The sequence below is a fragment of the Pedobacter sp. TM02 genome (assembly GCF_059705275.1).
This window is the reverse complement of record NZ_AP046530.1, coordinates 2,355,034-2,377,887: the sequence shown is the minus strand read 5'-3', so window position 1 is coordinate 2,377,887 and position 22,854 is coordinate 2,355,034. Positions and strand designations below refer to the sequence as shown.

Below are 22,854 nucleotides of genomic sequence, written 5' to 3'. Positions count from 1 at the left end.
TAGCGATTAATTATAACCTGGATTTTGTTTGATAATGCCCTTGGTCACATCGATTTCTGTTTGTGGGATAGGCAAATATTCGCTCTTGTTGGCTTTAAAACCCACCGGACCCAATACGGCAACCGCCTTGCCGGTGCGTACCAAATCGAAGAAGCGGTGGCCTTCGGTAGCCAGTTCCAATCTGCGCTCGTTGTAGATATTGTCTAGCGTAGCTGGTACCGAAGCCAGGCCAACTCTGGCTCTTACGGCATCGAGCAGCTCTTTGGCTCGGGTAGGGTTGCTGCCTGCTTTAACCAAGGCTTCAGCTTCCATCAGGTAAGTATCGGCCAGGCGCATTTCTATTTCGTTAATCGGCCAGTTTTGTTCGGCCACGCCACTTGCCGAACGATAGGCTTTTAACGGTGCATATTTTTTAATGAAATAATCGGTGTTTTGGTAACGGGCGTTGTAGGTGGCACCGGCGGCTTTTAGCGCTTTGCCATCAATAATGGTGGCATCAAAGCGGGGATCAGTTTTCAAGGCATTAACCAAATCCAGGGTAACCGGGCAAAAGCCCCAACCGCTCGAATAAGTGTCGCCGTTGTAGCTGTCCATACCTACAAATTGGGTGCCTACGTTGCCTTCGCCACCGTTGATCCAACCCCAATCGGTCCAAGCAGCATTGTTCGAATGCGGGATTTCCAAAATCGATTCCGAATTGAATTTATTGGCTGGATTAAAGATGTCGGCATAGTTAGGCATTAACGAATAACCATAAACATTGCCGATTTTGTTTACGTCTTCAAAAAGCGTGATGGCTTCGGCTAGCTTGGCATTGTCGTTTTGGTAAAGCAATACCTTGGCCAGTTGTGCCTTGGCTGCGCCTTGCGATATCCTACCTTTTTCTGCGGCCGAGATGGTAGCCGGAAGGCCTGGATAGGCTTCTCTAAGGTCTTTTTCAATTTGGGCATAGATTTGTGCCGGCGAAGCCTGGGTTTGCGTATACAGCTCGCTGGTGGCCAACACATTGGTGATGAGCGGCACCCTACCAAACCATCTTACCAAATCGAAGTAAAAATAGGCTCTTAAAAATTTCGCTTCGGCTATTACTCTCGTTTTAAAGGCCGGGCTCAGGGTAGTCGATTTGTCGATTTTGCTCAAAATAAGGTTGGCCCTGTTAATTCCGGTGAAGTTCTTAGACCAAAGGCCGCCTTGCGGGCCAACCCTCGAATCCATGTTGAAATTATCGTAAGCTACCCAGTTTGGCTGATCGGAAGCATTACTGCCACCAGCCCAACAATCGTCTGATGCGGCGCTGAGCAGCGGCATTTTCATGGTGTAGCCACCTGTTGTGCCCCATTGCATCACGTCGTAAACGGCAATTACGCCCTGCATCACTTCGGTTTCGTTCCTGTAAAAATTGTCTTCAAGTGCTGTGCCTTTTGGGGTCAGTTCTAAGAAGTCCTTTTTGCATGCACTAAAAACCAGCATCATTGCAACTATTGCAATTGTACTTTTGAAATATCTTTTTTTCATTGTTCTTCTCGTTAAAATCCAACATTAATACCTGCAAAAAACGTTCTGGCTTGTGGATAGAAGCCACGGTCTACGCCATAGCTGCCACCGCCAATTTCTGGGTCATAGCCAGTGTATTTGGTTAGGGTGAGCAAGTTGTTGGCCATTACATAGAACCTCACTTTGTTCAAGCTCGCTTTTTTAACCAAGTTGGTTGGCAAGGTATAGCCGATTTGAAGGGTTTTGATCCTGAAGTAAGAACCGCTTTCTAAAAATAGGCTAGACACACGGCTGTAGTTTTTGTTGTCGTCTTGTAAGGTCAGCCTTGGCATGCTGTTGCTGGTGCCTTCGCCGGTCCATCGGTCTAAAATGGCCGTGGTGTAGTTGGCGGTAGGCAAGTCGAACCTTCTCAAGGCATTAAAGATCTGGTTGCCCGCTACGCCAGTTCCCAAAAGTACCATATCAAAGCCTTTGTACGATGCGTTGAAAGTAAAGCCATAAGTGAAATCAGGGGTTGGATCGCCAATGATCTCGCGGTCGTTATCGCTGATTACGCCATCGCCATTCAGGTCGATGAATTTGATGTCGCCTGGTTTGGCATTGGGCTGGATCAGGTTGCCTGCACTGTTTTTGTAATTGTTGATTTGTGCCTGGTTTTGGAACAAGCCGTCGCTTCTATAGCCATAGAACGAACCGATGGCATAGCCCACTTTGGTACGGGTCACTTCCAATCCCTGTGGCGTTACGGTTTGTCCGCCCAAGAAGTCTTTGTCGGCCCCCAGGTAATCGATTCTGTTTTTCAGGAAAGCACCATTAGCCGCCACCCTGAAAGAAAAATCGCCAATTTTCTTGTTGTAGCCCAGTTCCAGTTCGAAACCTTTGTTAGAAAGATCGGCAATGTTGCCAATAGGACCGGTGTTGCCCACATAGCCCGGAACGGCAATTTGCAGCAACATGCCAGTGGTTTTTTTATGATACCAATCGGCAGTCAAGGTGAAATCGCGGAATAGGGTAGCATCTAAGCCAATATCCAGAGAAGAGGTTTGTTCCCATTTCAAGTCTGGATTAGACAAGGCATCGGGACTTACCCCATTGGTCAAGCCTGCAGAGGTTCCCAAAGTGTAGTTGCGGCCACCGCTTACGGTTGATAAATACCTGAAATCGCCGATATTATCGTTACCGGTTACGCCGTAAGAACCCCTTAATTTCAAGAAGCTTACATAAGGATTTTGCGGAAAGAAGCTTTCCCTACTGGCTACCCAACCCACAGAACCTCCAGGAAAATAGCCGTACTTGTTGTTCGGTCCAAAGCGCGACGAACCGTCTCTACGGATGATCCCCGTAAACAGATATTTTTGATCAAAATCGTAGGTAACGCGAGCAAACATCGAGTTGAGGGTATTTAAATATTCGCCTCCATAAAATACATCGTTTGCCCTAGGTACTGGAAACTGTAAGGAAGCATCCTTAATATTGTTAACCGGAATGCCTTCTTTGCTGCCTCCCTGGGTTTGGCCTTTGTTTTTCTGCGCCGAATAGCCCAACAATACCGTGAAATTATGCTTGTCGATGGCTTTGGTATAGCTCAGTGTGTTTTCTAGCGACCAAAATAAACCTCTATTTGAGTTCCTGGTGTAGGAAGTAATGGTTCTTTGGTTGATAGAATTGAGGTAATAAATAGGCGAGAAGGATTCGTCGCCCCAGAAAGCCAAATCTACGCCGCCTTGCGAACGGGCTTTTAAACCTTTGATGATTTCGATTTCTGCAAAGGCATTGGCCACTACTTTATCCGACCAGCCGTTGCCCTGTGCAACAGCCAAAGCGGCAATCGGGTTTAAAATTTCAGATTGCGCATAGTCTGAAATGCCATAAGGAAAGCCTTGCGCATTTCTAACTACCGGATTGTTTACATAAACAGGCAGGTTATACCTCGCCGGATTGGTTTCTACAATAGGGGTTAAAGGATCCATGTTGATGGCCCTGTTCAATGGCGAACCGTATTCGGTATTGGTGCCTACTCCCACAGAATTGGTACGGGTATAGCCAATGGTTTGGCCAAACTTGAGCACCTTGGTTAGTTGGTGCTCGGAATTGAAACGGGCGGTAAACCTTTTGTATTTCGAATTGCTGGTGGCTACAATACCATCTTGGTCTAAATAGCCGAATGAACTGTAATAGGTTGATTTGTCGTTGCCGCCGCTAATGCTCAATTCGTGGTTCTGGATTTTTGCACTGTTGTTAAATACGGCGGCCTGCCAGTTGGTGCCTTCGCCATATTGCGCCGGGTTTGGAAAACGAGGCGCATTGCTAGGATTGGCGGCAAACTGGGCTTCGTTATACAAAGTGGCATATTGCGTGGCATTGAGCAAAGAAAGCTTTCTTGATGGGGCCTGCGTACCTAAATAGGTATTGTAATTTACCGCCATGCGACCGTTTTTTGCTCCTTTTTTGGTAGTCACAATAACAACGCCATTGGCTGCTCTTGCACCATAGATGGCTGCCGAGGCGGCATCTTTCAGTACTTCGATCGATTCGATATCAGCTTGGTTCAGGTAATCGATACCACCGCCAATCTGCACACCGTCAACGATGTATAAAGCATCGCTGTTATTGATGGAAGTGGTACCCCTAACACGCAAGGTGGCTCCGTCGCCAGGCTGGCCCGAACTGGTGGTAATGGTTAAACCAGCTGTACGGCCTTGCAACGATTGTTCTAAACGCTGCACAGGCATGTTTTCGAGGTCGGAACCCTTTACCTGCGATATGGCACCGGTTACAATGCTTTTCTTTTGGGTGCCGTAGCCCACCACTACCACCTGCTCCAAATCGTTTTGCGATTCGGTTAAGGCTATGTTGATAGGCTGGTTGCTGTTAACGGCAACGGTTTGTGTAGCCATGCCGATTTGGGAGAATTCGAGGATGGTGCCAGCCTTTGGTACCTTGATCCTGAAATTTCCATTTTGGTCGGTAGCTACACCGGTGTTTGTACCTTGGATTTTCACGGAAACACCAGGAATAGGAGATCCATCACTTTTGGAAGTAACCTTTCCTGATACATCAATTTCCTGTGCACGCACGCTCAAGGCAAAGAGCATGGAAAACAGCAGAAGAATGAACGTAGATTTTCCTTTCATAACAAATAAATTAAGTTTACAATTTGGTTAGTTGATGGCCGTCGTTGTGGGATGATTAAAAGCCTGTTATGGCGACGGTCATTGTAACAAATATATAGGGTGCAGTTGCCTAGAAGGAAAAAAGCGTCCACTACAATACCCATACAAAAGCAACTTTTTTCTTTAAAAACAGCAAGAATGGGCAATATGACACCACAACAAGGAGATTTTTCTTATCTTGAAGATTGTTGTTAACCAAATAAATTTACTCGAGCTGATTTGAAAGATATGAGAAAGTCTTTTTTTGTCTTTTGGATAATTTTTTCATCTGTTTTCTGTTTAAGGGCACAGGACCGGATCGGCCTGCCACAGGTAATAAGCTATAGCAATCTTACCTACAAGGGCGGTACGCAAAACTGGGATATTGCCCAAGATAAATTGGGCATATTGTACTTTGCCAATAATGAAGGCCTCATTACCTTTAACGGGTCTTATTGGAAGCACTATTCATTGCCCAACCAAACCATTGTACGTTCGGTCAAAATCGGTGCCGATGGAAAAATCTATGTAGGCGGACAAGACGAGATCGGCTATTTTTCGCCCAATGCCAACGGTGCATTGGTTTATCATTCGCTCAAGAAGTTTATTCCTATTGGAGAAAAGCAATTTGCCGACGTATGGAATATCGTAATTAATGGTCAGGAGGTTTATTTCCGCACGGTTAATAAGATTTTCCGGCTAAAGAACAATAAAATAGATGTTTATACCAGTTACACCACTTGGGTATACATGGGCTTGGCTAATAACGAAGTGATGGCCCACGACGTGAAAATAGGGCTTAAGGTATTCAAGAATGGCCAATGGGATATCAGGTGCAGGGATAAACGGCTTTTAAACACCAGTATTACTTCCATACTCCCATACCGCGGAGATACGCTGTTGCTGACTACGCTCAAAGACGGCCTGTTTTTGCTGAAGGATTCAATATTGATTCCTAAAAAAACGCCGCTCGACAAGACCTTTTACAACGACAGGATCAATGGTGCCATCCAAATCAATCAAGATCTTTATGCCTTGGGCACCACCTCATCGGCTTTGATGATCATCAATAAGAAAGGAGAGCTTAACCAGCAATTTTCTTATGCGGAAGGCCTGAATAACAACAACATCAGAAGCATCTTATTAGATCAGCACCAGAACCTATGGCTGGGGTTAGACGATGGCATTGCGTTTATCGCCTTTAACAGTGCCATCAAGCACATCTATCCCGATAAGAACAAGCAAGTGTCTAGCTATGCCAGCAGGATTTTTGACAATAAACTATATATTGGTACTTCCAATGGACTGTTTGCAGCGCCCATAGAAGCCAAACAACAGGATTTGAGCGAATCGCATGCCCAGTTTAAGGAAGTAAGCAATACCAAGGGGCAAACCTGGGGCCTTAGCGAAGTTTATAACCATTTGCTGCTGGCAAATGAAGACGGTGCTTCGGTAATTGAAGGCTACCAGGCAAAATCGCTTTACCGCGAACTGGGCACCTGGCTCTATGCGCCTTTAGGCTACAGCAGCGATCGCTTGCTGGCCGTAGCAGGCACTTACACAGGCCTGCAACTGCTGGGCTACCAAAACAACGAATTTAGCCTGCTTTCTACCTTGTCGGCCATTAACGAACCGTTGCGGTTCATTTCCATAGACGACAAACTGAATTGCGTATGGGCATCGCACCCTTACCGGGGCATATTTAAACTCGATCTTTCGGCAGATAGACGGAAAATCGTAAAAACTACCTTGTTTACCCAAAATGAGGGATTGCCACGTGCTTTGTACAATTATATTTTCTGGTTTAGGGGCCGACCTGTTGCCACCACCATAGATGGCGTATACGAGTTCGATGCCCAAAAGAACAGGTTTTATCCAAGTCCTTTTTTCAGGCCTATTTTTAAGCACATTTCCATTCAGTACCTGAAAGAAGACTTGGATGGCAATTTGTGGTATGTTACCTTAAAAAAAGTGGGGGTAGTCGATTTTAAGAAAAAATCGGGCAACCGTAATTTCAGCATTGTAGAATTTCCGGAACTGACCACTAAAATCGTGGCAGGCTTCGAGCATATTTACCCTTATAACGAACGCAATATCTTCATGGGAGGCAACAAAGGCCTTATCCATTTGGATTACAAGAAATACGCCGCTAATATTTACCGGCCCAATGTACTTTTGGGACAGATCAGTTTTCCGGGCAAAGCCGATAGCATTTTATTTGGCGGCTACTTTGCAAATGGTACGCAATCCCAGTTGAAGGGTAGAAAACGATTGGGCTACGATTACAATTCCCTACATTTCGAATATGCTTCTACCTTGTTCGAACAAAGGGAGAATATCGAATTCAGCTACCAGCTCAAAGGCTACGACGAAGCGTGGTCGGCCTGGAGCAGCAAAAGCGAAAAAGACTACACCAATTTGGGGCCGGGCAGCTATATTTTTAAGGTGAAGGCCCGTAACAACCTGGGCAACGAATCGGAGGTGGCCAGCTATAGCTTTACCATTGCACCTGCTTGGTACCGAAGCAATTTAGCCTATGTGTTTTATTTTATCCTGTTTATTTTCCTTTTGTACTTGCTCATTAAATACCAGGAAAAAGAGCATCAGAAACAGCAAGACAAGCTCAGACAGCAACACCAGCTGGAGATAGAACGAAACGAACAGCAGATTACGAAACTTCAAAAGAAACAGCTGGAAGCCGAAGTGGAGTTTAAAAATAAGGAACTGGCCTCGGCTACCATGCACCTGGTGCAAAGGGGCAAGCTGTTGTCGAAAATAGGCGACGAGCTTTTGCCTTTGGTACAGCAAACTACAAACAAAGATAGCGCCGATGATATCAAGAAAGTAATTCGCCTGCTGAACGAGGCCAAAAAACTAGATCACGACTGGGAGCAGTTTGCTATTCACTTTGACCATGTGCATGCCAATTTTTTAAGCAACCTGAAAGAAAAATATCCGAACCTCAGTCCAAGCGATTTGAAGCTTTGTGCCTATTTAAAACTTAACTTATCTTCAAAAGAAATTGCTCAATTGCTAAATATTACGCCGAGAGCGGTAGAGGTAAGCCGTTATCGCTTGCGTAAGAAACTAGGACTTACCCCCGATGTAAATCTTTTCGATTTTTTATTTAAATAAATGGATTAAATAACTGAATGTTATTTTTTTAACTGGCAACAGTTGTAGTAAATCTTTACCTTTTTATCTTTTGCCGACCAGGCAATGTATACTTTGTCGTCTTTACCGGTACTGTAATCGAAACCGTTGAGGCCGCTTTGTTTCAGCTCCTCGTAAAAGGCTTTGTCGGGTACGTTTTCGTCTGGCTTTTCGTCGGGCATTACGGCCGGCACCAAAAAGTGTTCTTCTTCAAAAAAATCATTTACCTCGTCTTGCAAAAACTTGATTTTATCGTCTTCTTTTTTGAGTTCGGCACTGGCCAGGAAACCTTTGAGCAGGTCGGCAGCCTTCATTTCTTTCTCGTAGATTTTTTCGCCCTTAAAATTGGTAATGGTGAAGAAAAGGCTCATGTCTTTAGAGGTTTTGCCTTTGAGCACAATCTTGAAAGTATCTTGCTGCAGTGTATCGGTAAAAGGCTGCAGGGAGGTTTTTTCCAGATTTCCAGTTACCTGTTTGGCAGATTCGGACGTGCAGCTGGCAAAAGCCACGATCAGCACCAAAAGAGAAAGCGATGCAAGTTTCATAGTTGAAAAGTTTGGGGCCTAAGATAAAAAATTAGCTTTAAAAAACTATTTTTTGCAGGTCTTCAGGCGTATCGATGGCAATGGTTTCGAGTGCTGTTGTTTTGGTTTGGATGGCGTATCCATTTTCTATCCAGCGCAGCTGCTCTAAGCTTTCGGCAAGTTCTAAGCTAGAGGGTGGCAGTTGCGTAATGGCCAGCAAAGTAGCGATGCGATAGCCATAAATACCAATATGCTTGTAAAACTGATGGGCTTTGGTCCAGTTTTCTCTTTCAGCGCCACGGATAAAGGGAATGGGGTTGCGACTGAAATAAATCGCTTTGCCTTGTGCGTTAAGCACTACCTTGGGCAGATTGGCGTTAAAAAGCTCTTCTTCGGAATGGATCTCTTTAATTAGCGTGGCCAGTTCTACTTTTTCATCGTCAAAACAAGAGGCTACCAGGGCAATCTGGGCAGGATCTATAAAAGGTTCGTCGCCTTGGATATTGATCACCACATCAAAGCCAGTGACCTGTTGGGCAACTTCGGCACAACGATCGGTACCGCTTTGGTGCTGCGAACCTGTAAGCACGTATTGGCCGCCAAAGCGTTCTACTTCCTTGGCTATCCGTTCATCGTCGGTTGCAACCACTACCTTGGCCAAATTGGCCAAGGAGGCCTGTTCGTAAACCCGCTGGATCATCGTTTTGCCGTTGATGTCGGCCAAGGGCTTGCCCGGAAAGCGGGTAGAGGCGTAACGTGCTGGTATGATGCCTAGGATTTTCATGGACAGCTTAAAACAACCCGTTGATTTCGGCTTCTATCGATTGGATAACCGTACCCAAATCTTCAGGATTGTTGGTGAAATCCAATTTATCTTTATCCAAGATGAGCAGTTTACCCAAATTATAGCCTTTAATCCAAGCCTCGTATTTTTCGTTTAGTTTAGAAAGATAGTCGATACGGATGCTGGCTTCGTATTCGCGGCCACGGCGTTGGATATTGTTGACCAAAGTAGGCACCGAAGCCCTCAAATACACCAACAAATCAGGTGGCTTGATAAAAGAGGTAATGTTATCGAAAATAGCCCGGTAGTTTTCGTGGTCCCTGCTGGTCATCAGGCCCATTTCATGCAGGTTTTCGGCAAAAATATGCGCGTCCTCATAAATGGTGCGGTCTTGGATTACATTGCGTTTATTGGCTTCGATCTCTACGATCTGCTGAAAACGGCTGTTCAGGAAATAGATCTGCAGGTTAAAGCTCCAGCGTTTCATGTCGCTGTAAAAATCTTCCAGGTAAGGATTGTTGTCTACTGCCTCGTACAGTGCTTCCCAACCGTAGTTTTTGGCCAGCAGACCTGTTAACGTAGTTTTTCCGGCACCTATATTTCCAACTATTGCTATATGCATATTTCTTGATGTGAGATTTTAGATAGGAGAGGCTAGGCTTTTTTGGAAGCCGATGTCTCGTAGCTCAAATCTATTAAATTAAAAACTTTTAAATCCAATTATTTCGCGTACTTCCCTGATTGTTTTTTGGGCGCTTTCCCTGGCCTTTAAAGCACCATGCTTGGCCACCTGACGCAAATAGGCCGTGTCGGCCGCAATTTCGTTGATGCGTTCGCGCATCGGAGCCGTGGTCACGATCATATCTTCGGCCAGCTGTTTTTTGAAATCGCCATAGCGGATGGCCATTCTGTTGTACTGCTCTTCAAAATGGGCCAAGGTATCAGCCGACGAAACGATCTTCATCAAATCGAACAGGTTTTGGATAGCTTCTGGCTTCTCCTGGTTTTCGGCAGTAGGGCCGCTATCGGTCACTGCCCTCGAAACTTTTTTGCGGATTACCTCCGGACTGTCCGATAAATAAACCGCATTGCCTTCACCCTCAGATTTGCCCATTTTGCCTTTGCCGTCTAACCCGGGTACCTTAACCAGGTTGTTCGAATAGCTGAACGCGTAAGGCTCAGGGAAATATTCGTTGCTGTACAAACGGTTAAATCGGTTGCCAAAAGTACGGGCCATTTCCAAGTGCTGCTCCTGGTCTTTGCCTACTGGCACCTTGGTGGCACGGTGGATCAGGATATCGGCAGCCATGAGTACCGGATAGGTAAGCAAGCCGGCATTTACATTGTCGGGGTTGGCACGAACCTTATCCTTAAACGAAGTGGCACGCTCCAGTTCGCCCAAATAAGCATTCATGTTCAGGTACAAATAAAGCTCGGAAACTTCTGGAACGTCAGATTGGATATAAATGGTGGTGGTTTCTGGGTCGATACCACAAGCCAAATACTCAACCAACACCTGTTTAATATTGCCATGCAGATCCTGTGGCGTAGGGTGCGTGGTTAAAGAGTGCAGATCGGCGATAAAAAAATAGCAATTGTACTCGTGTTGCATCTGTACAAAGTTTTTTACCGCACCATAATAATTTCCTATATGTAATTTTCCTGTAGAGCGGATACCGCTTACAACCGTTTCTTTGATCATGGCCCGAAATTAAGAAAAAACCTTAAAAGTTTAGGGGTTCATTGCCTAACTGTTTTATTGTTGAATAATTTAATTGTAGACTGGTAAGCTGATTGGTTGCTTGGCTTAGTCGAGAACTGAAAACTAATTTTAGAACTATTCGCTAAAATTGTATTTTTGGTTTCCATGATAAAATTGCTCAAAAAGATCCACCAGGTTTATTTTTCCTGTAGCCTTCTGTTTTTCTATTTCCTTTTTTGGCCGTTTTATTATTTAACCAGCCGCAGCCCCAAATACTATGGCATCCTCAATAAATTCAGGACTGCGCACAGCTTTTTATGCTGTGCCTTGGCAGGCGTTTTCTTTAAGTTTGATCTAGCGCAACAGCTAGATGAAAAACAGACCTATATTTTTTGTGCCAACCATAGCTCCAACCTCGATATCATGGCGCTTTGCGTGTTGGCCAAAGGGCGCTATCATTTTATGGGCAAGGAGGAATTGTTGAAAAACCCGATTTTGGGGCTCTTTTTTCGCACCATAGATATTGCGGTAAACAGGGAGAGCAAGATTTCCTCGTTCAGGGCATTTAAAAGGGCCGGCGATAATCTAGAAAACGGCATGAGCCTTATCATCTTTCCAGAAGGCAGGATTGACGACCGTTATCCTCCGCAGTTGCAGGAGTTTAAGAATGGCCCTTTCAGGTTGGCCATCGAGAAAAATATTCCAATCGTGCCGGTAAGCATAACCAACATTTGGAAGGTGCTGTGGGACAACGGCATGAAATATGGCACCAGGCCGGGTATTGTAAATATTTATGTGCACCAGCCCATATTAACCAACAGCTTGGTGGCCGAAGGCGCCGATGCGTTAAAAGAAGAAGTGTTTAAGAAAATAGGAAGCAAACTTTAAAAATCTTAATATAACTAAAGGATGAAGATAGATCAGCAAACAGTGTATAAGGTGGCAGATTTGGCGCGCATTGAAATTGCAGCTAACGAAGTTGATACATTGACGGTAGAGATGAACAAGATTCTTACTTTTATGGAAAAGCTGAACGAACTCGACACCACAGGCGTAAAACCTCTGGTTTACATGAACGAAAGTGCAAACGTGTGGAGAGAAGACGTGGTGAAACAGGAAATCGACACTGCCGATGGACTGAAAAACGCAGCCAGGCATAACGAAAGTTTTTTCTTTGTGCCTAAAATCATAGAAAAATAAGTAGAGGCTGTAACATTGCATAGACAAAGCAGGTCTAAAAAGAAAAAACGATGGAGAAATCACTCATTATCATCAATGACATAGGACGTAAATACGTTATCGGTTCAGAAGTAATTCATGCGTTAAAATCAGTAAGCCTTACCATAGAAAAAGGAGAGTTTGTAGCCTTGATGGGCCCATCTGGTTCTGGTAAATCGACCTTGATGAATATTTTGGGCTGTTTAGATACGCCCAGCAAAGGCGATTATATCTTGAACGGGGTTAACGTAAGCCACATGTCTGATAATGAACTGGCCGAAGTACGTAACAAAGAAATCGGCTTTGTTTTCCAGACTTTTAACCTTTTGCCACGTTCAACTTCCTTGGATAATGTGGCCCTGCCTCTGATTTATGCAGGTGCCAGCAAAAGAGAGCGCGACGAACGGGCAACCAAGGCGCTCGAAAACGTAGGCCTAGGCAATCGGATTACCCACAAGCCCAACGAGCTTTCGGGGGGGCAGCGCCAGCGTGTGGCTGTAGCAAGGGCCTTGATCAATAATCCTTCTATTATCCTGGCCGATGAGCCAACGGGTAACCTAGATACCAAAACCTCAATCGAAATCATGGGGCTTTTAGAAGAGATCCATAGCAAAGGTAACACCATTATTCTGGTAACCCACGAGGAGGATATTGCACAACATGCTCATCGTATCGTGCGTATGCGCGATGGCCTGATCGAAAAGGACTACATCAATGAGGATATCAAAACCGTTTCGCCGCGTTTAAGCAATTTAGAGGCTAAAGGCGACGATTTCGAGAGCATACAATAAGGTTTTTAAGGAATGAGGCAAAAGGCATGAAGTGACAAGCTCGCGCCTTCGACCTTCAACCTTCGACCTTCGACCTTCAACCTTACAGCAATGAAAATCTATACCAAAACCGGCGATAAGGGCCAAACGTCGCTCATTGGCGGTACCAGGGTACCCAAATATCACGTACGCATCGAGAGCTACGGAACAGTTGATGAGCTGAATTCCTACATCGGACTGATCAGGTGTCAGGCTATTGATGCCCACCATCAGCAGATTTTAAAGGAGATCCAAGACAGGTTATTCACAATTGGCTCGTCGTTGGCTTCAGACCCCGAACGTTCGAAAATGAAAATCCCCGATCTTTTAGAAAGCGATATCACGCTTTTGGAGCGGGAGATGGACCAAATGAACGAAGTGCTGCCCGAATTGAAACATTTTATACTGCCGGGTGGAAATACCGTGGTATCTTATTGTCATTTAGCACGTTGCGTGTGCAGGCGGGCCGAAAGACTGGCGGTGCAACTGGCGGCCGACAGTTTTGTTGACAGCAATATTACAATTTATTTGAACAGATTGAGCGATTATTTATTTGTTTTGGCCAGAAAACTGAATGCTGATGCTAAAACAGAAGAAAACATCTGGATACCACGGATTTAAATTGGTGGAAAAAAATATTTGTTTTGCTCATTTTTTTTAGCATACTTTTGCCAACTCAGAAAGTTGAATTATAAATATTAAGTAATATAAGTAATATGTATTGGACATTAGAACTCGCATCGCACTTGGAAGACGCTCCATGGCCTGCAACAAAAGACGAATTAATTGATTACGCTATTCGTTCAGGTGCACCTGTTGAGGTGATTGAAAATTTACAAGCCTTGGAAGATGATGGCGAGCCTTACGAAACGATCGAAGAGATTTGGCCAGACTATCCTACCAAAGACGACTTCTTTTTTAACGAAGACGAATATTAAAGTGCTTAACAGAAACATTTAAAAGCCCCCGATATCATCGGGGGCTTTTTATTTTTTAGAACAATTTTAGTTTACTTGTTGTTAATGCTATAAAATCAAAAGAATTAACAATCACTTAAAAACTAAAACTATGGGAAATCTACTTTATGTTATAGCAGTTATTCTGGTTATTATTTGGGCCATTAGCTTCTTGGGAGGCTATTATACTGGTGGCATTATCCATGCCTTGCTGGTTATCGCTATTATTGCAATTATCCTAAGGGTTATCAAAGGCGCCGCCTAATGACTAAAGTATACTTTGGCAATGCCGACAAAGGTGTTGCCAAAGTTATGGCTACCTAAGCAGAAAGTGGGCTAGCTCCAGGTCTTCCGGAAACGTGATCTTTAAATTGTTGCGTTCGCCTTCGATCAAATTGATTTTAAATCCGGCTTTTTCCACCACCGAAGCATCGTCAGTAAACTTGGCCCGATAAGACTGTTGGTAGGCTTTGCGCAACTGGCTGATTTCGAAAGTTTGTGGTGTTTGCACCAATACCAGCTCATCGCGGTTAATGATTTTGCTCTGGTCGCCTTTTAGCCTCCTTACCGAATCGCTGGGCTTGATACAACATACGGCGTTGCCGTTTTCTTCGGCTTCTTCAAAAGTGCGTGTAATCAGTTTTTGGCTTACCAAAGGCCTTACGGCATCGTGTATGGCAATAATTCCATCACCTTTAATGGCCATCAAGCCATTGCGTACCGAATGGAATCGTTGTTCGCCTCCTCTTACCAACAGGTGGGGTATGTCAAAATTGTATTGCGTACAAAGGTCGTCCCATTGCTGGTGCAGGTCGGGATGCAATACTAAAATAAGTTCGGGTTTGAAGTTTGAATGATGGAAAGCCGAAAGGGTGTGCATAAGCACAGGCTGATTGCCCAGCAACAAAAACTGCTTGGCTACGGGGTTCTGCATTCTTTTGCCAGAACCACCTCCGACAATTATTGCATAATATTTCATCAGCCAGATTTGAGATTAAGAAATGAGATATGAGGTATAACGCTCAAATCCCACTTCTCAATACCAATGTCTTTTTTAAATAATCAACATGGCATCGCCATAGCTGTAGAAACGGTATTTCTCTTTTACGGCAACGTTATAGGCATTCATTACGTTTTCGTAGCCGCCAAATGCACTTACCATCATCAATAAAGTAGATTCAGGCGTGTGGAAGTTGGTAATCATACAATTGGCAATGCTAAAATCGTAAGGAGGGAAGATGAACTTGCTGGTCCAGTCGTTGGCTTCTTTCAGTCTTCTGTTGGCCGAAACCGCCGATTCGATGGCACGCATTGAAGTGGTACCTACCGCACAAACCCTTCTCTTATCGTCGAGTGCCTTGTTTACGGTATTTACTGCGGCCGATTCGATAATGAACTGTTCCGAATCCATCTTGTGCTTGGTCAGATCTTCAACTTCTACCGGCCTGAAAGTACCCAAGCCTACGTGCAAGGTTACTTCGGCAAAATTAACGCCTTTCAGTTCTAGGCGCTTCATCAGTTCGCGGCTAAAGTGCAAGCCTGCGGTAGGAGCCGCCACTGCACCTTCGTGTTTGGCGAAAATCGTTTGGTAACGCTCTTTGTCTTGCGCCGTTGCTTTGCGTTTGATGTATTTTGGAAGTGGGGTTTCGCCCAATATTTCTACGTTTTTTCTGAATTCTTCATCAGTTCCGTCAAAAAGGAAACGAATGGTGCGGCCACGGGAAGTCGTGTTGTCAACTACCTCGGCAACCAAAAGGTCGTCATCGCCAAAATAAAGCTTGTTGCCTACGCGTATTTTACGGGCAGGGTCAACCAATACATCCCAAAGGCGTAGTTCTTTGTTCAGCTCACGTAACAAAAATACCTCGATGGTGGCACCGGTTTTTTCCTTGTTGCCATACAAACGGGCAGGAAATACCTTAGTGTTGTTCAAGATCATTACGTCCTTGTCATCAAAATAGCCTAAAATATCTTTAAAAATTTTGTGCTCAATTTGGCCAGTGTCTTTATGTAAAACCATTAATCTGGCTTCGTCCCTTTGTTCGGCAGGGGTGTTGGCTAAAAGCGAATCTGGTAAATTGAACTTAAATTGAGATAACTTCATATTTTCTTGGATGTAAATTAGGGCGCAAATTTACGAAATATAATTTTGTTTTTACAATATAATAATTATGGATGGGCGTAATAGAATGATAGAATGAGGGAATGATTGGGTTAATGAATGACAGAATGATAGAATGTTGGACTTAGCGTCAAGAACCTTTGGTGTGCCGTTGCAAATGTATTTTTTATAATATACTCGCACAACTGTAACCTTTTATGGTATTTTTGGTCTAAATAGCATGATGATGATTTTTAGACTAATAGGCGAGAGCTTCAGGTTTGCCTGGGATGCACTCCGCCAGAACAAACTGAGGACCGCACTTTCCCTATTGGGGATCACTATTGGTATATTTCTCATCATTGCCGTATTAACCGGCGTTGATACAATGCGCAATAAAATCCAGGCCAGTGTTGACAAACTGGGGTCCAATACGCTGTTTGTGCAGAAGTGGCCATGGCTATTCGGCGATAATTATCCTTGGTGGAAATACATGAACCGTCCGCAGCCTTCGCTAAGGGATTACGAATCGCTTAAAGACCGCATGGAAATGGCCAAGGGCGTTTGTTTCGAAACATCGGCCAGTAACCGGACCATTAAATACCATAGCAATTCTGTAGAAGGAGCCAGTCTTAATGCCGCCAGTCAGGAGTACGACCGCACTTGGAACCTCGAATTTCAGGACGGCCGTTATTTTACCGATAACGAAGGACGCAACGGCTCGCCAGTTTGTGTTTTAGGCGCCGATATTGCCGATGGTTTGTTTAATGGAGAAGAGCCTTTAGGCAAGCAGATCAAGGTAATGGGGCGCCGCTTAACCGTGGTTGGCGTATTTAAAAAAGAGGGCGACGATATGCTCGGCATGTCGCAAGATAAAAACGTATTGATTCCGCTTAACCTGGCCAAAGGTCTGTTCGATGTGCAAGACGACCGCTACAATCCGCAGGTAACGGTAAGGGGCAAGGATAATATCAGCCTGGATGAGGTTGAGGCTGAATTAAGGGGGCAGATGCGCTCTATACACAGGCTCAGGCCAGGCGAAGAAGACGATTTTTCTTTGAATAAAACCACCATGCTGTCTAACCAGCTGGATATTATGTTTGGCGTGGTTAAGGTTGCCGGCTGGGTAATCGGAGGGTTCTCTATCCTGGTTGGCGGTTTCGGTATTGCCAACATCATGTTCGTTTCGGTAAAAGAGCGGACCAACATCATCGGTATCCAAAAATCGCTGGGCGCCAAAAATTATTTTATCTTATTGCAGTTTATATTCGAATCGGTAGTGTTGTGCCTGTTGGGCGGGGCGTTTGGCCTCGGACTGGTGTACCTGCTCACCCTGGTGTTTACCTACGGGGCCAAGGTAGAGGTCATTTTGTATATGAGCAACATCGTGCTCGGTATAGGCGTATCGGTAATTATCGGATTGATTTCCGGATTTTGGCCGGCCTATTCAGCTTCGAGGTTAGATCCGGTAGAGGCGATCAGATCTTAATTTTGAATACTTATTTAAAATGGAAGAACTTCGTTATAGCTTAATGGGTGTTGAGAAGTTGAGTACTATCACCCAGCAGCTTATAGAATGGGATTTTTCTGAGCTATATGGGATAGGCTTTTATAGGGGACATGATAAATACGCTCATATCGAAATAAAGGTATATCCAACAGATGCCAATGTTGATTACCTACATTGGAACGTTATTCATGCCTTGCTCCCTAATCAAGAAATAAAAAGTGCACAAGATGCGTTAAATCCATATGTAAAATTTATCGGAAATTATTTAAGCGCAATCAAAAATAAAAGAGTGAATCTTGTTTTTGAAATAGCCAGAGTTGGTTTTTCAGCAACAGATAGCTGGACAAAGGCTTGTGGAACAGCATATATTGACGCATTTGTTAGTGCATTTGATCAAGACAAGTTCAATAGGGCAAAAGAAATAAGCGATTTATATTTCGCCGATGAAACACAGATTAGAAACGCTGTAAATTCTGCAAATAAACCTTGGTAGACTACTATGTTAAAAATTTAGTATCAAAAAACTAAAAAAAGAGGCCCGCAATTGCAGGCCTCTTTTTTGTTATAATTAAATTAATGGTTTGCTTAAACCAATTGAGCCAAAGCTTCACCAATTCTTTTAACGGCTAGCCTCAATTGCTCTTCAGATGCGGCATAAGAAATACGGATGCAGTCTTCGTTGCCAAAAGCCTCGCCGGTTACCAGCGAAACGTGCGCTTCGTTTAAAAGGTAAAGGCACAATTCTTCGGCGTTGTTGATAGGCGTTCCGTTAAAGCTTTTGCCAAAATAGCTTTTCACTTCTGGGAAGAAATAAAAAGCACCATCTGGCAGGTTCACTTTTACATTCGGAATGGCTTTCAACAAATCGTAAACGATGTCTCTGCGTTTCCTGAATTCTTCGCGCATGCTCAAAACGGTTTCTAGTCCGCCTTCGTAAGCAGCAAGCGCTGCGCGTTGGCTGATAGAAGAAGTTCCAGAAGTGATCTGCCCCTGCATTTTGTCGCAGGCCGCGGCAATTTCTTTGTTGGCGGCCATGTAACCTACTCTCCATCCAGTCATGGCGTACGATTTAGAAAAACCGTTGATTACCACTACACGGTCTTTGATCGAATCGAACGATGCGATAGAAGCGTGCTCGTTTACGAAGTTGATGTGCTCGTAAATTTCGTCGGAGATGATGAAGATATTGGGGTGCTTTTCGAACACGGCCACCAAGGCAGCCAGCTCTTCCTTGCTGTATACCGAGCCGGTTGGGTTGCAAGGCGAAGAGAACATGAACAATTTGGTTTTTGGCGTAATGGCCTCTTCCAATTGTTGTGCGGTTATTTTAAAGTTCTGTTCTACGGTGGCGTTGATGAATACGGTTTTGCCTTCGGCCAGTTTGATCATTTCTGAGTAAGATACCCAATAAGGTGTAGGTACGATCACTTCGTCGTCTGGATCGATGAGGCACATGACGGCATTAGCCAAGCTTTGTTTGGCACCAGTAGAAACCACAATCTGGTCGATTTCATAACTCAGGCCATTTTCTCTTTGAAGCTTCGCTGTAATTGCCTTTCGCAAATCTGGATAGCCGGAAACCGGTGTGTAGTAGGAGTAGTTTTCGTCGATTGCTTTTTTAGCAGCGGCCTTTACATTGTCCGGCGTAAAAAAGTCGGGTTCTCCAAAGCTTAAATTGATTACATCAATCCCTTTGGCAGCTAATTCTCTACCTAACTTTGCCATTTTGATGGTCTGAGATTCGGATAGGTTACGGATTCTTCTAGATAAAAATGTCATAATGATTTGAGTGAAAGCGCAAATATAAAAACCTGAGCGAATTTTGGGTCAAAAAATAACAATTTTCATAAAACCTGAGCATTAAACTGTAATTTTGGGTCTAAAATTTCCTCAATTGCAACCAAAAAAGAAGGCTATACTGATTTCGCTATGTGTAAGCATTGCTTTGATGCTGGCCAAATTTGTAGCTTATTTTCTCACAGGTTCTAACGCCATCCTTACCGATGCGGCCGAAAGTATCGTCAATGTATTGGCCAGTTCCTTTGCTTTTTACAGTATTTACCTGGCTACCTTGCCCAAAGACGAAAATCATCCCTATGGACATGGCAAAGTTGAATTTTTTTCGGCTTTTTTAGAGGGCATTCTCATCGGCCTTGCAGGAATTATCATCATCTTCAAGTCAACTTACGACCTCATTTATCCGAATGAAATCAAACAGTTGGTTGATGGAGCCATTATCATCGGTGCCACTGGCGTCATCAATGCTTTGGTGGGCTATTACCTCATCAATACTGGCAAAAAGAACAATTCGATTACTTTGGAGGCCGATGGCAAGCACCTGCTTACCGATTCGGTGAGCAGCGCCGGACTGGTGGTGGGCATTATCCTGATCCAGCTAACGGGTTTTTATTGGCTGGATGGCGTAATTTCTATTGGTCTGGGTTTGTATATCATTTTTAACGGCTACAAGCTGACCCGGAAATCGGTAGGCGGGCTTATGGACGAAAGCAATATGGAGCTGGTGAAGGATATTGTAGTTATTCTACAAAATAACCGTCAGGATAGCTGGATAGACATCCATAATTTGAGGGCGCAGCAATACGGGGCCGATTTGCACATCGATTGCCATGTTACGTTGCCCTATTATTTTGATCTTACTGCCGTGCATCAGGAAATTTCGAACATAGATCAACTCATCAACGTTTCGGGCTCTCGCCAAACCGAACTTTTTATCCATGCCGACCCTTGTTTGCCGGCCTGCTGCAATTATTGCAAAATGCAGAACTGCGGCGTAAGGCAAGAGGCTTTCAGGGCAGAAATTGCCTGGAACATGGAAAATGTAACCAAAAACCAAAAGCACTTTAATCAATGAGTTATTTTAACGTAAGGGTATATGGCCTGCTCATTAACGAAAGCAATGAGGTGCTGCTGAGCGACGAATATGAATACGGACAGTACTTTACGAAATTTCCGGGTGGTGGCGTAGAGCTGGGCGAAGGATTGATCGATGCCTTGAAACGCGAGTTTGTGGAAGAATGCAATGCGGCCATAGAGGTTGTAAGCCATTTTTATACCACCGATTTCTACGAAAAATCGTCGTTTAACGAAAGCCAGCTCATCAGCGTCTATTATATTGTAAAGGCGGTAAATTCGTTGGCACTGGATATTAAAACAACCGTTTTTGATTTCTCGGCCGGTAGCACGCAGTCTTTCAGGTGGGCAAACATCAGCACCCTCAGCTTAGACGAGATTACTTTCAAAACCGACAAAACGGTGGTTGCCTTACTCAAAAATACGCTCGCCTAAAATGCAAAGACCTGTTTTATACTACCTGGCACCGATTATAAAAATTATACTGTTCCTGTTTTTTATTGTTTTGTGGGTAATCCCCGTTGCCATGGTTTTTGGATTTAGCTTTCTTCCTTTGGCCGGGAGTGGCTTTGACATTGAGCTTTATTGGGAGCTTGGTATGGTACTGGCTATTTTAGGCAGTTTACAAATGGTCTTTTTTATATTTAAAATTGATTTTTGGACTGTCTTTGTCAGGAAAATAGGCGCATTTTCAGGTTTTTTAAAGGGAACGTTGATCGGGTTTTTGCTCATTGCGTTTTGTGGAGGTATTTTATGGGCCAATGGTAATGTTCGCTTTGCTATGGGCAGCATCAGTTTCATTACCTTGGCGGTCTATTTGTTTTATTTCATACTGGTCGCCGTTTTTGAAGAGCTGATGTTCCGTACCTATCCCTTGTTTGTGTTAGCCGAAAGCTATCGCATAGCTGTTGCAATAATCATTAACAGCATTGGTTTTGGACTGGTACACCTGGCCAATCCGGGTTATACGCCCCTGGCGTTTCTCAATATCGTGTTGGCTGGAACGCTGTTTGCTGTTTTTACCCTGATAAAACGAAATGTAAGCTGGGCCATCGGCATCCATTTCGGATGGAATTTTGCCCAAGGCGTATTATTGGGCTATAAAGTAAGCGGATTAGCTACAGAACGGGCCTTGATAGCCCAGCCCATTGGCAAAGCCTATCTTTCGGGAGGGGATTTTGGCATAGAGGGTTCTGTTTTTTGTACCCTAATCTTGTCGATTTTAATAAGCTGGATGTTGTACCGTTATCGGATTGCACCAGTAGTAACTTGGGCTTTTGAAGAAGTCCATGAAGAAAAGGAGCGAATAGCATGAATTTAGTAGAAAGAGACCAAAAAGTAATATGGCATCCTTATACCCAGATGAAGAATGCCTTGACACCCATTTCCATTACCCATGGCGAAGGTGTTTACCTGTATGCCGAAGATGGCAAAAAATATATAGATGCCGTTTCATCGTGGTGGGTAACTATTCACGGCCATGCGCATCCACATATTGCGCAAAAAGTAGCCGCACAGCTGCAAACCCTCGAACACGTCATTTTTGCGGGCTTTACGCACGAACCAGCCGTAACCCTGGCCGAGCGGTTGTTGCCTTTGTTGCCAGGCCAGCAAGAAAAGGCTTTTTACAGCGACAACGGCTCTACAGCGGTAGAAGTAGCCCTGAAAATGTGTTTGCAATACTGGAACAATAAAGGCAATACCACCAAGAAAAAAGTGCTGGCCTTTAAAGATGCTTACCATGGCGATACTTTTGGGGCGATGTCGGTTAGTGGCCGGAGCATTTTTACACATCCTTTTGCCGAACTGCTTTTTGATGTGGAGTTTATCGACCTGCCAACGGCCGAAAACATGGCAGCCCTACAAGCTAAAATCCAAAACTTAAAATCCCAGCTGGCTTGTTTTATCTTCGAACCTTTGATATTAGGTGCCGGTGGCATGTTGATGTACGAAGCTGAGCATTTGGATCAATTGTTGGCTACCTGTGCCGAAAACGAAGTACTGACCATTGCCGACGAGGTAATGACTGGTTTTGGTCGAACCGGAACCTTTTTCGCTACCGAACAGCTAAGCAACAGGCCCGATATTTTCTGTTTGAGCAAAGGCCTAACCGGAGGCACCATGCCTATGGGGCTTACTACCTGCAATGCCAAAATATTCGAGGCTTTTTTAAGCGAAGACAAATTGAAAACGCTTTACCATGGACACTCGTTTACGGCCAATCCGGTGGCCTGCGCCGCTTCATTGGCCAGCTTGGATATTTTGCTGGAACCGGCAACTTTGGCCAACATCAAAAGGGTAGAAGCCCAGCATCGCCAGTTTTTTGAAAAGGTCAAGGACCATCCCAAACTGCGCAATGTGCGCCAAACCGGAACCATTATTGCGCTGGAGTGGGAAACCGGCAACGATACGTCTTACCTCAGTGGCTTGAGAGATCGCTTGTACACCTACTTTTTAGTTAAGGGAATTATCTTGAGACCCTTAGGCAATATTATTTACATCTTACCTCCGTATGTCATTTCTAACGATGATTTGGCGTACATTTACCGCACTATTCAACAAGCTTTAGACGAAATATAA

General features: G+C 44.3%; 22 protein-coding genes. 13 read left to right on the top strand and 9 right to left on the bottom strand.

The genetic code is table 11. From position 1 onward, the window contains the following. Nucleotides 1–6: 6 nt before the first annotated feature. Nucleotides 7–1,515, bottom strand: a complete 1,509-nt coding sequence (locus AC6H1S_RS09995) for a RagB/SusD family nutrient uptake outer membrane protein (RefSeq protein ID WP_497563495.1) — start codon at nt 1,513–1,515, stop codon at nt 7–9. Between the two features lie 11 nt (nt 1,516–1,526). Then, the gene (locus AC6H1S_RS09990) at nt 1,527–4,628 is read right to left on the bottom strand and encodes a SusC/RagA family TonB-linked outer membrane protein (protein ID WP_199140732.1); all 3,102 of its coding nucleotides are present in this window, start codon (nt 4,626–4,628) and stop codon (nt 1,527–1,529) included. Between the two features lie 267 nt (nt 4,629–4,895). Here AC6H1S_RS09990 and AC6H1S_RS09985 point away from each other — a divergent pair, with 267 nt between their 5' ends. Further along, on the top strand, nt 4,896–7,781 hold the full coding sequence (locus AC6H1S_RS09985) for a triple tyrosine motif-containing protein (RefSeq protein WP_199140731.1): 2,886 nt from the start codon (nt 4,896–4,898) through the stop codon (nt 7,779–7,781). A 20-nt stretch (nt 7,782–7,801) separates the two neighbouring features. On the opposite strand, the gene AC6H1S_RS09980 is transcribed toward AC6H1S_RS09985, so the two are convergent. The 4 genes from AC6H1S_RS09980 to trpS form a co-directional block, all read right to left on the bottom strand. Then, on the bottom strand, nt 7,802–8,344 hold the full coding sequence (locus tag AC6H1S_RS09980) for a hypothetical protein (protein WP_497563494.1): 543 nt from the start codon (nt 8,342–8,344) through the stop codon (nt 7,802–7,804). 37 nt (nt 8,345–8,381) lie between these two features. Further along, the gene (kdsB, locus tag AC6H1S_RS09975) at nt 8,382–9,107 is read right to left on the bottom strand and encodes a 3-deoxy-manno-octulosonate cytidylyltransferase (RefSeq protein WP_497563493.1); all 726 of its coding nucleotides are present in this window, start codon (nt 9,105–9,107) and stop codon (nt 8,382–8,384) included. 7 nt (nt 9,108–9,114) lie between these two features. Then, the gene (locus AC6H1S_RS09970) at nt 9,115–9,729 is read right to left on the bottom strand and encodes a deoxynucleoside kinase (protein WP_199140728.1); all 615 of its coding nucleotides are present in this window, start codon (nt 9,727–9,729) and stop codon (nt 9,115–9,117) included. A gap of 78 nt (nt 9,730–9,807) precedes the next feature. Continuing rightward, nucleotides 9,808–10,809 (bottom strand): tryptophan--tRNA ligase, encoded by a 1,002-nt coding sequence (gene trpS, locus AC6H1S_RS09965; protein ID WP_497563492.1) that lies wholly within the window; start codon nt 10,807–10,809, stop codon nt 9,808–9,810. A 165-nt stretch (nt 10,810–10,974) separates the two neighbouring features. On the opposite strand from trpS, the gene AC6H1S_RS09960 reads away from it, so the two are divergent. From AC6H1S_RS09960 to AC6H1S_RS09935, 6 genes are all read left to right on the top strand, one after another. Then, nucleotides 10,975–11,697, top strand: a complete 723-nt coding sequence (locus AC6H1S_RS09960; protein WP_199140726.1) for a lysophospholipid acyltransferase family protein — start codon at nt 10,975–10,977, stop codon at nt 11,695–11,697. 21 nt (nt 11,698–11,718) lie between these two features. Continuing rightward, the gene (gatC, locus tag AC6H1S_RS09955; protein WP_497563491.1) at nt 11,719–12,009 is read left to right on the top strand and encodes an Asp-tRNA(Asn)/Glu-tRNA(Gln) amidotransferase subunit GatC; all 291 of its coding nucleotides are present in this window, start codon (nt 11,719–11,721) and stop codon (nt 12,007–12,009) included. A gap of 50 nt (nt 12,010–12,059) precedes the next feature. Then, the gene (locus AC6H1S_RS09950; RefSeq protein ID WP_199140724.1) at nt 12,060–12,818 is read left to right on the top strand and encodes an ABC transporter ATP-binding protein; all 759 of its coding nucleotides are present in this window, start codon (nt 12,060–12,062) and stop codon (nt 12,816–12,818) included. Between the two features lie 90 nt (nt 12,819–12,908). Beyond that, entirely contained in the window at nt 12,909–13,457 is a 549-nt protein-coding gene (locus tag AC6H1S_RS09945; RefSeq protein ID WP_199140723.1) for a cob(I)yrinic acid a,c-diamide adenosyltransferase, read from the top strand. Between the two features lie 95 nt (nt 13,458–13,552). After that, nucleotides 13,553–13,774 (top strand): DUF2795 domain-containing protein, encoded by a 222-nt coding sequence (locus AC6H1S_RS09940; RefSeq protein ID WP_097129232.1) that lies wholly within the window; start codon nt 13,553–13,555, stop codon nt 13,772–13,774. A gap of 130 nt (nt 13,775–13,904) precedes the next feature. Further along, nucleotides 13,905–14,057 carry a lmo0937 family membrane protein gene (locus AC6H1S_RS09935; protein WP_199140722.1) on the top strand — a complete coding sequence of 51 codons (153 nt, stop codon included), beginning with the start codon at nt 13,905–13,907 and terminating at the stop codon, nt 14,055–14,057. A 51-nt stretch (nt 14,058–14,108) separates the two neighbouring features. On the opposite strand, the gene AC6H1S_RS09930 is transcribed toward AC6H1S_RS09935, so the two are convergent. Further along, on the bottom strand, nt 14,109–14,771 hold the full coding sequence (locus tag AC6H1S_RS09930) for a 2-C-methyl-D-erythritol 4-phosphate cytidylyltransferase (protein ID WP_199140721.1): 663 nt from the start codon (nt 14,769–14,771) through the stop codon (nt 14,109–14,111). Nucleotides 14,772–14,846: 75 nt separating this feature from the next. Next, complete coding sequence (gene queA, locus AC6H1S_RS09925) at nt 14,847–15,896, bottom strand: tRNA preQ1(34) S-adenosylmethionine ribosyltransferase-isomerase QueA (RefSeq protein ID WP_199140720.1); 1,050 nt, start codon at nt 15,894–15,896, stop codon at nt 14,847–14,849. A gap of 241 nt (nt 15,897–16,137) precedes the next feature. On the opposite strand from queA, the gene AC6H1S_RS09920 reads away from it, so the two are divergent. Together AC6H1S_RS09920 and AC6H1S_RS09915 are read left to right on the top strand one after the other, a co-directional pair. Then, nucleotides 16,138–17,382 (top strand): ABC transporter permease, encoded by a 1,245-nt coding sequence (locus tag AC6H1S_RS09920; protein WP_199140719.1) that lies wholly within the window; start codon nt 16,138–16,140, stop codon nt 17,380–17,382. A 19-nt stretch (nt 17,383–17,401) separates the two neighbouring features. Beyond that, nucleotides 17,402–17,896, top strand: a complete 495-nt coding sequence (locus AC6H1S_RS09915) for a hypothetical protein (RefSeq protein WP_497563490.1) — start codon at nt 17,402–17,404, stop codon at nt 17,894–17,896. A 92-nt stretch (nt 17,897–17,988) separates the two neighbouring features. On the opposite strand, the gene AC6H1S_RS09910 is transcribed toward AC6H1S_RS09915, so the two are convergent. Beyond that, on the bottom strand, nt 17,989–19,182 hold the full coding sequence (locus AC6H1S_RS09910; RefSeq protein ID WP_199140717.1) for a pyridoxal phosphate-dependent aminotransferase: 1,194 nt from the start codon (nt 19,180–19,182) through the stop codon (nt 17,989–17,991). Between the two features lie 115 nt (nt 19,183–19,297). On the opposite strand from AC6H1S_RS09910, the gene AC6H1S_RS09905 reads away from it, so the two are divergent. Genes AC6H1S_RS09905 through bioA form a run of 4 tightly spaced genes read left to right on the top strand, consistent with a single transcriptional unit; the run spans nt 19,298 to nt 22,854 of the window. Further along, on the top strand, nt 19,298–20,275 hold the full coding sequence (locus tag AC6H1S_RS09905; protein ID WP_199140716.1) for a cation diffusion facilitator family transporter: 978 nt from the start codon (nt 19,298–19,300) through the stop codon (nt 20,273–20,275). Continuing rightward, complete coding sequence (locus AC6H1S_RS09900) at nt 20,272–20,709, top strand: NUDIX domain-containing protein (protein ID WP_497563489.1); 438 nt, start codon at nt 20,272–20,274, stop codon at nt 20,707–20,709. Before AC6H1S_RS09905 ends, AC6H1S_RS09900 begins: the two co-directional genes overlap by 4 nt. Nucleotide 20,710: 1 nt before the next feature. Then, the gene (locus tag AC6H1S_RS09895; RefSeq protein ID WP_497563488.1) at nt 20,711–21,589 is read left to right on the top strand and encodes a CPBP family intramembrane glutamic endopeptidase; all 879 of its coding nucleotides are present in this window, start codon (nt 20,711–20,713) and stop codon (nt 21,587–21,589) included. Next, the gene (bioA, locus tag AC6H1S_RS09890; RefSeq protein ID WP_497563487.1) at nt 21,586–22,854 is read left to right on the top strand and encodes an adenosylmethionine--8-amino-7-oxononanoate transaminase; all 1,269 of its coding nucleotides are present in this window, start codon (nt 21,586–21,588) and stop codon (nt 22,852–22,854) included. Before AC6H1S_RS09895 ends, bioA begins: the two co-directional genes overlap by 4 nt.

Bases quoted from the DNA above. Each gene is read 5' to 3' on its own strand.
- AC6H1S_RS09995 (WP_497563495.1), bottom strand. From the start codon at position 1,515: ATGAAAAAAAGATATTTCAAAAGTACAATTGCAATAGTTGCAATGATG.
- AC6H1S_RS09990 (WP_199140732.1), bottom strand. From the start codon at position 4,628: ATGAAAGGAAAATCTACGTTCATTCTTCTGCTGTTTTCCATGCTCTTT.
- AC6H1S_RS09985 (WP_199140731.1), top strand. From the start codon at position 4,896: ATGAGAAAGTCTTTTTTTGTCTTTTGGATAATTTTTTCATCTGTTTTC.
- AC6H1S_RS09980 (WP_497563494.1), bottom strand. From the start codon at position 8,344: ATGAAACTTGCATCGCTTTCTCTTTTGGTGCTGATCGTGGCTTTTGCC.
- kdsB (WP_497563493.1), bottom strand. From the start codon at position 9,107: ATGAAAATCCTAGGCATCATACCAGCACGTTACGCCTCTACCCGCTTT.
- AC6H1S_RS09970 (WP_199140728.1), bottom strand. From the start codon at position 9,729: ATGCATATAGCAATAGTTGGAAATATAGGTGCCGGAAAAACTACGTTA.
- trpS (WP_497563492.1), bottom strand. From the start codon at position 10,809: ATGATCAAAGAAACGGTTGTAAGCGGTATCCGCTCTACAGGAAAATTA.
- AC6H1S_RS09960 (WP_199140726.1), top strand. From the start codon at position 10,975: ATGATAAAATTGCTCAAAAAGATCCACCAGGTTTATTTTTCCTGTAGC.
- gatC (WP_497563491.1), top strand. From the start codon at position 11,719: ATGAAGATAGATCAGCAAACAGTGTATAAGGTGGCAGATTTGGCGCGC.
- AC6H1S_RS09950 (WP_199140724.1), top strand. From the start codon at position 12,060: ATGGAGAAATCACTCATTATCATCAATGACATAGGACGTAAATACGTT.
- AC6H1S_RS09945 (WP_199140723.1), top strand. From the start codon at position 12,909: ATGAAAATCTATACCAAAACCGGCGATAAGGGCCAAACGTCGCTCATT.
- AC6H1S_RS09940 (WP_097129232.1), top strand. From the start codon at position 13,553: ATGTATTGGACATTAGAACTCGCATCGCACTTGGAAGACGCTCCATGG.
- AC6H1S_RS09935 (WP_199140722.1), top strand. From the start codon at position 13,905: ATGGGAAATCTACTTTATGTTATAGCAGTTATTCTGGTTATTATTTGG.
- AC6H1S_RS09930 (WP_199140721.1), bottom strand. From the start codon at position 14,771: ATGAAATATTATGCAATAATTGTCGGAGGTGGTTCTGGCAAAAGAATG.
- queA (WP_199140720.1), bottom strand. From the start codon at position 15,896: ATGAAGTTATCTCAATTTAAGTTCAATTTACCAGATTCGCTTTTAGCC.
- AC6H1S_RS09920 (WP_199140719.1), top strand. From the start codon at position 16,138: ATGATGATTTTTAGACTAATAGGCGAGAGCTTCAGGTTTGCCTGGGAT.
- AC6H1S_RS09915 (WP_497563490.1), top strand. From the start codon at position 17,402: ATGGAAGAACTTCGTTATAGCTTAATGGGTGTTGAGAAGTTGAGTACT.
- AC6H1S_RS09910 (WP_199140717.1), bottom strand. From the start codon at position 19,182: ATGACATTTTTATCTAGAAGAATCCGTAACCTATCCGAATCTCAGACC.
- AC6H1S_RS09900 (WP_497563489.1), top strand. From the start codon at position 20,272: ATGAGTTATTTTAACGTAAGGGTATATGGCCTGCTCATTAACGAAAGC.
- AC6H1S_RS09895 (WP_497563488.1), top strand. From the start codon at position 20,711: ATGCAAAGACCTGTTTTATACTACCTGGCACCGATTATAAAAATTATA.
- bioA (WP_497563487.1), top strand. From the start codon at position 21,586: ATGAATTTAGTAGAAAGAGACCAAAAAGTAATATGGCATCCTTATACC.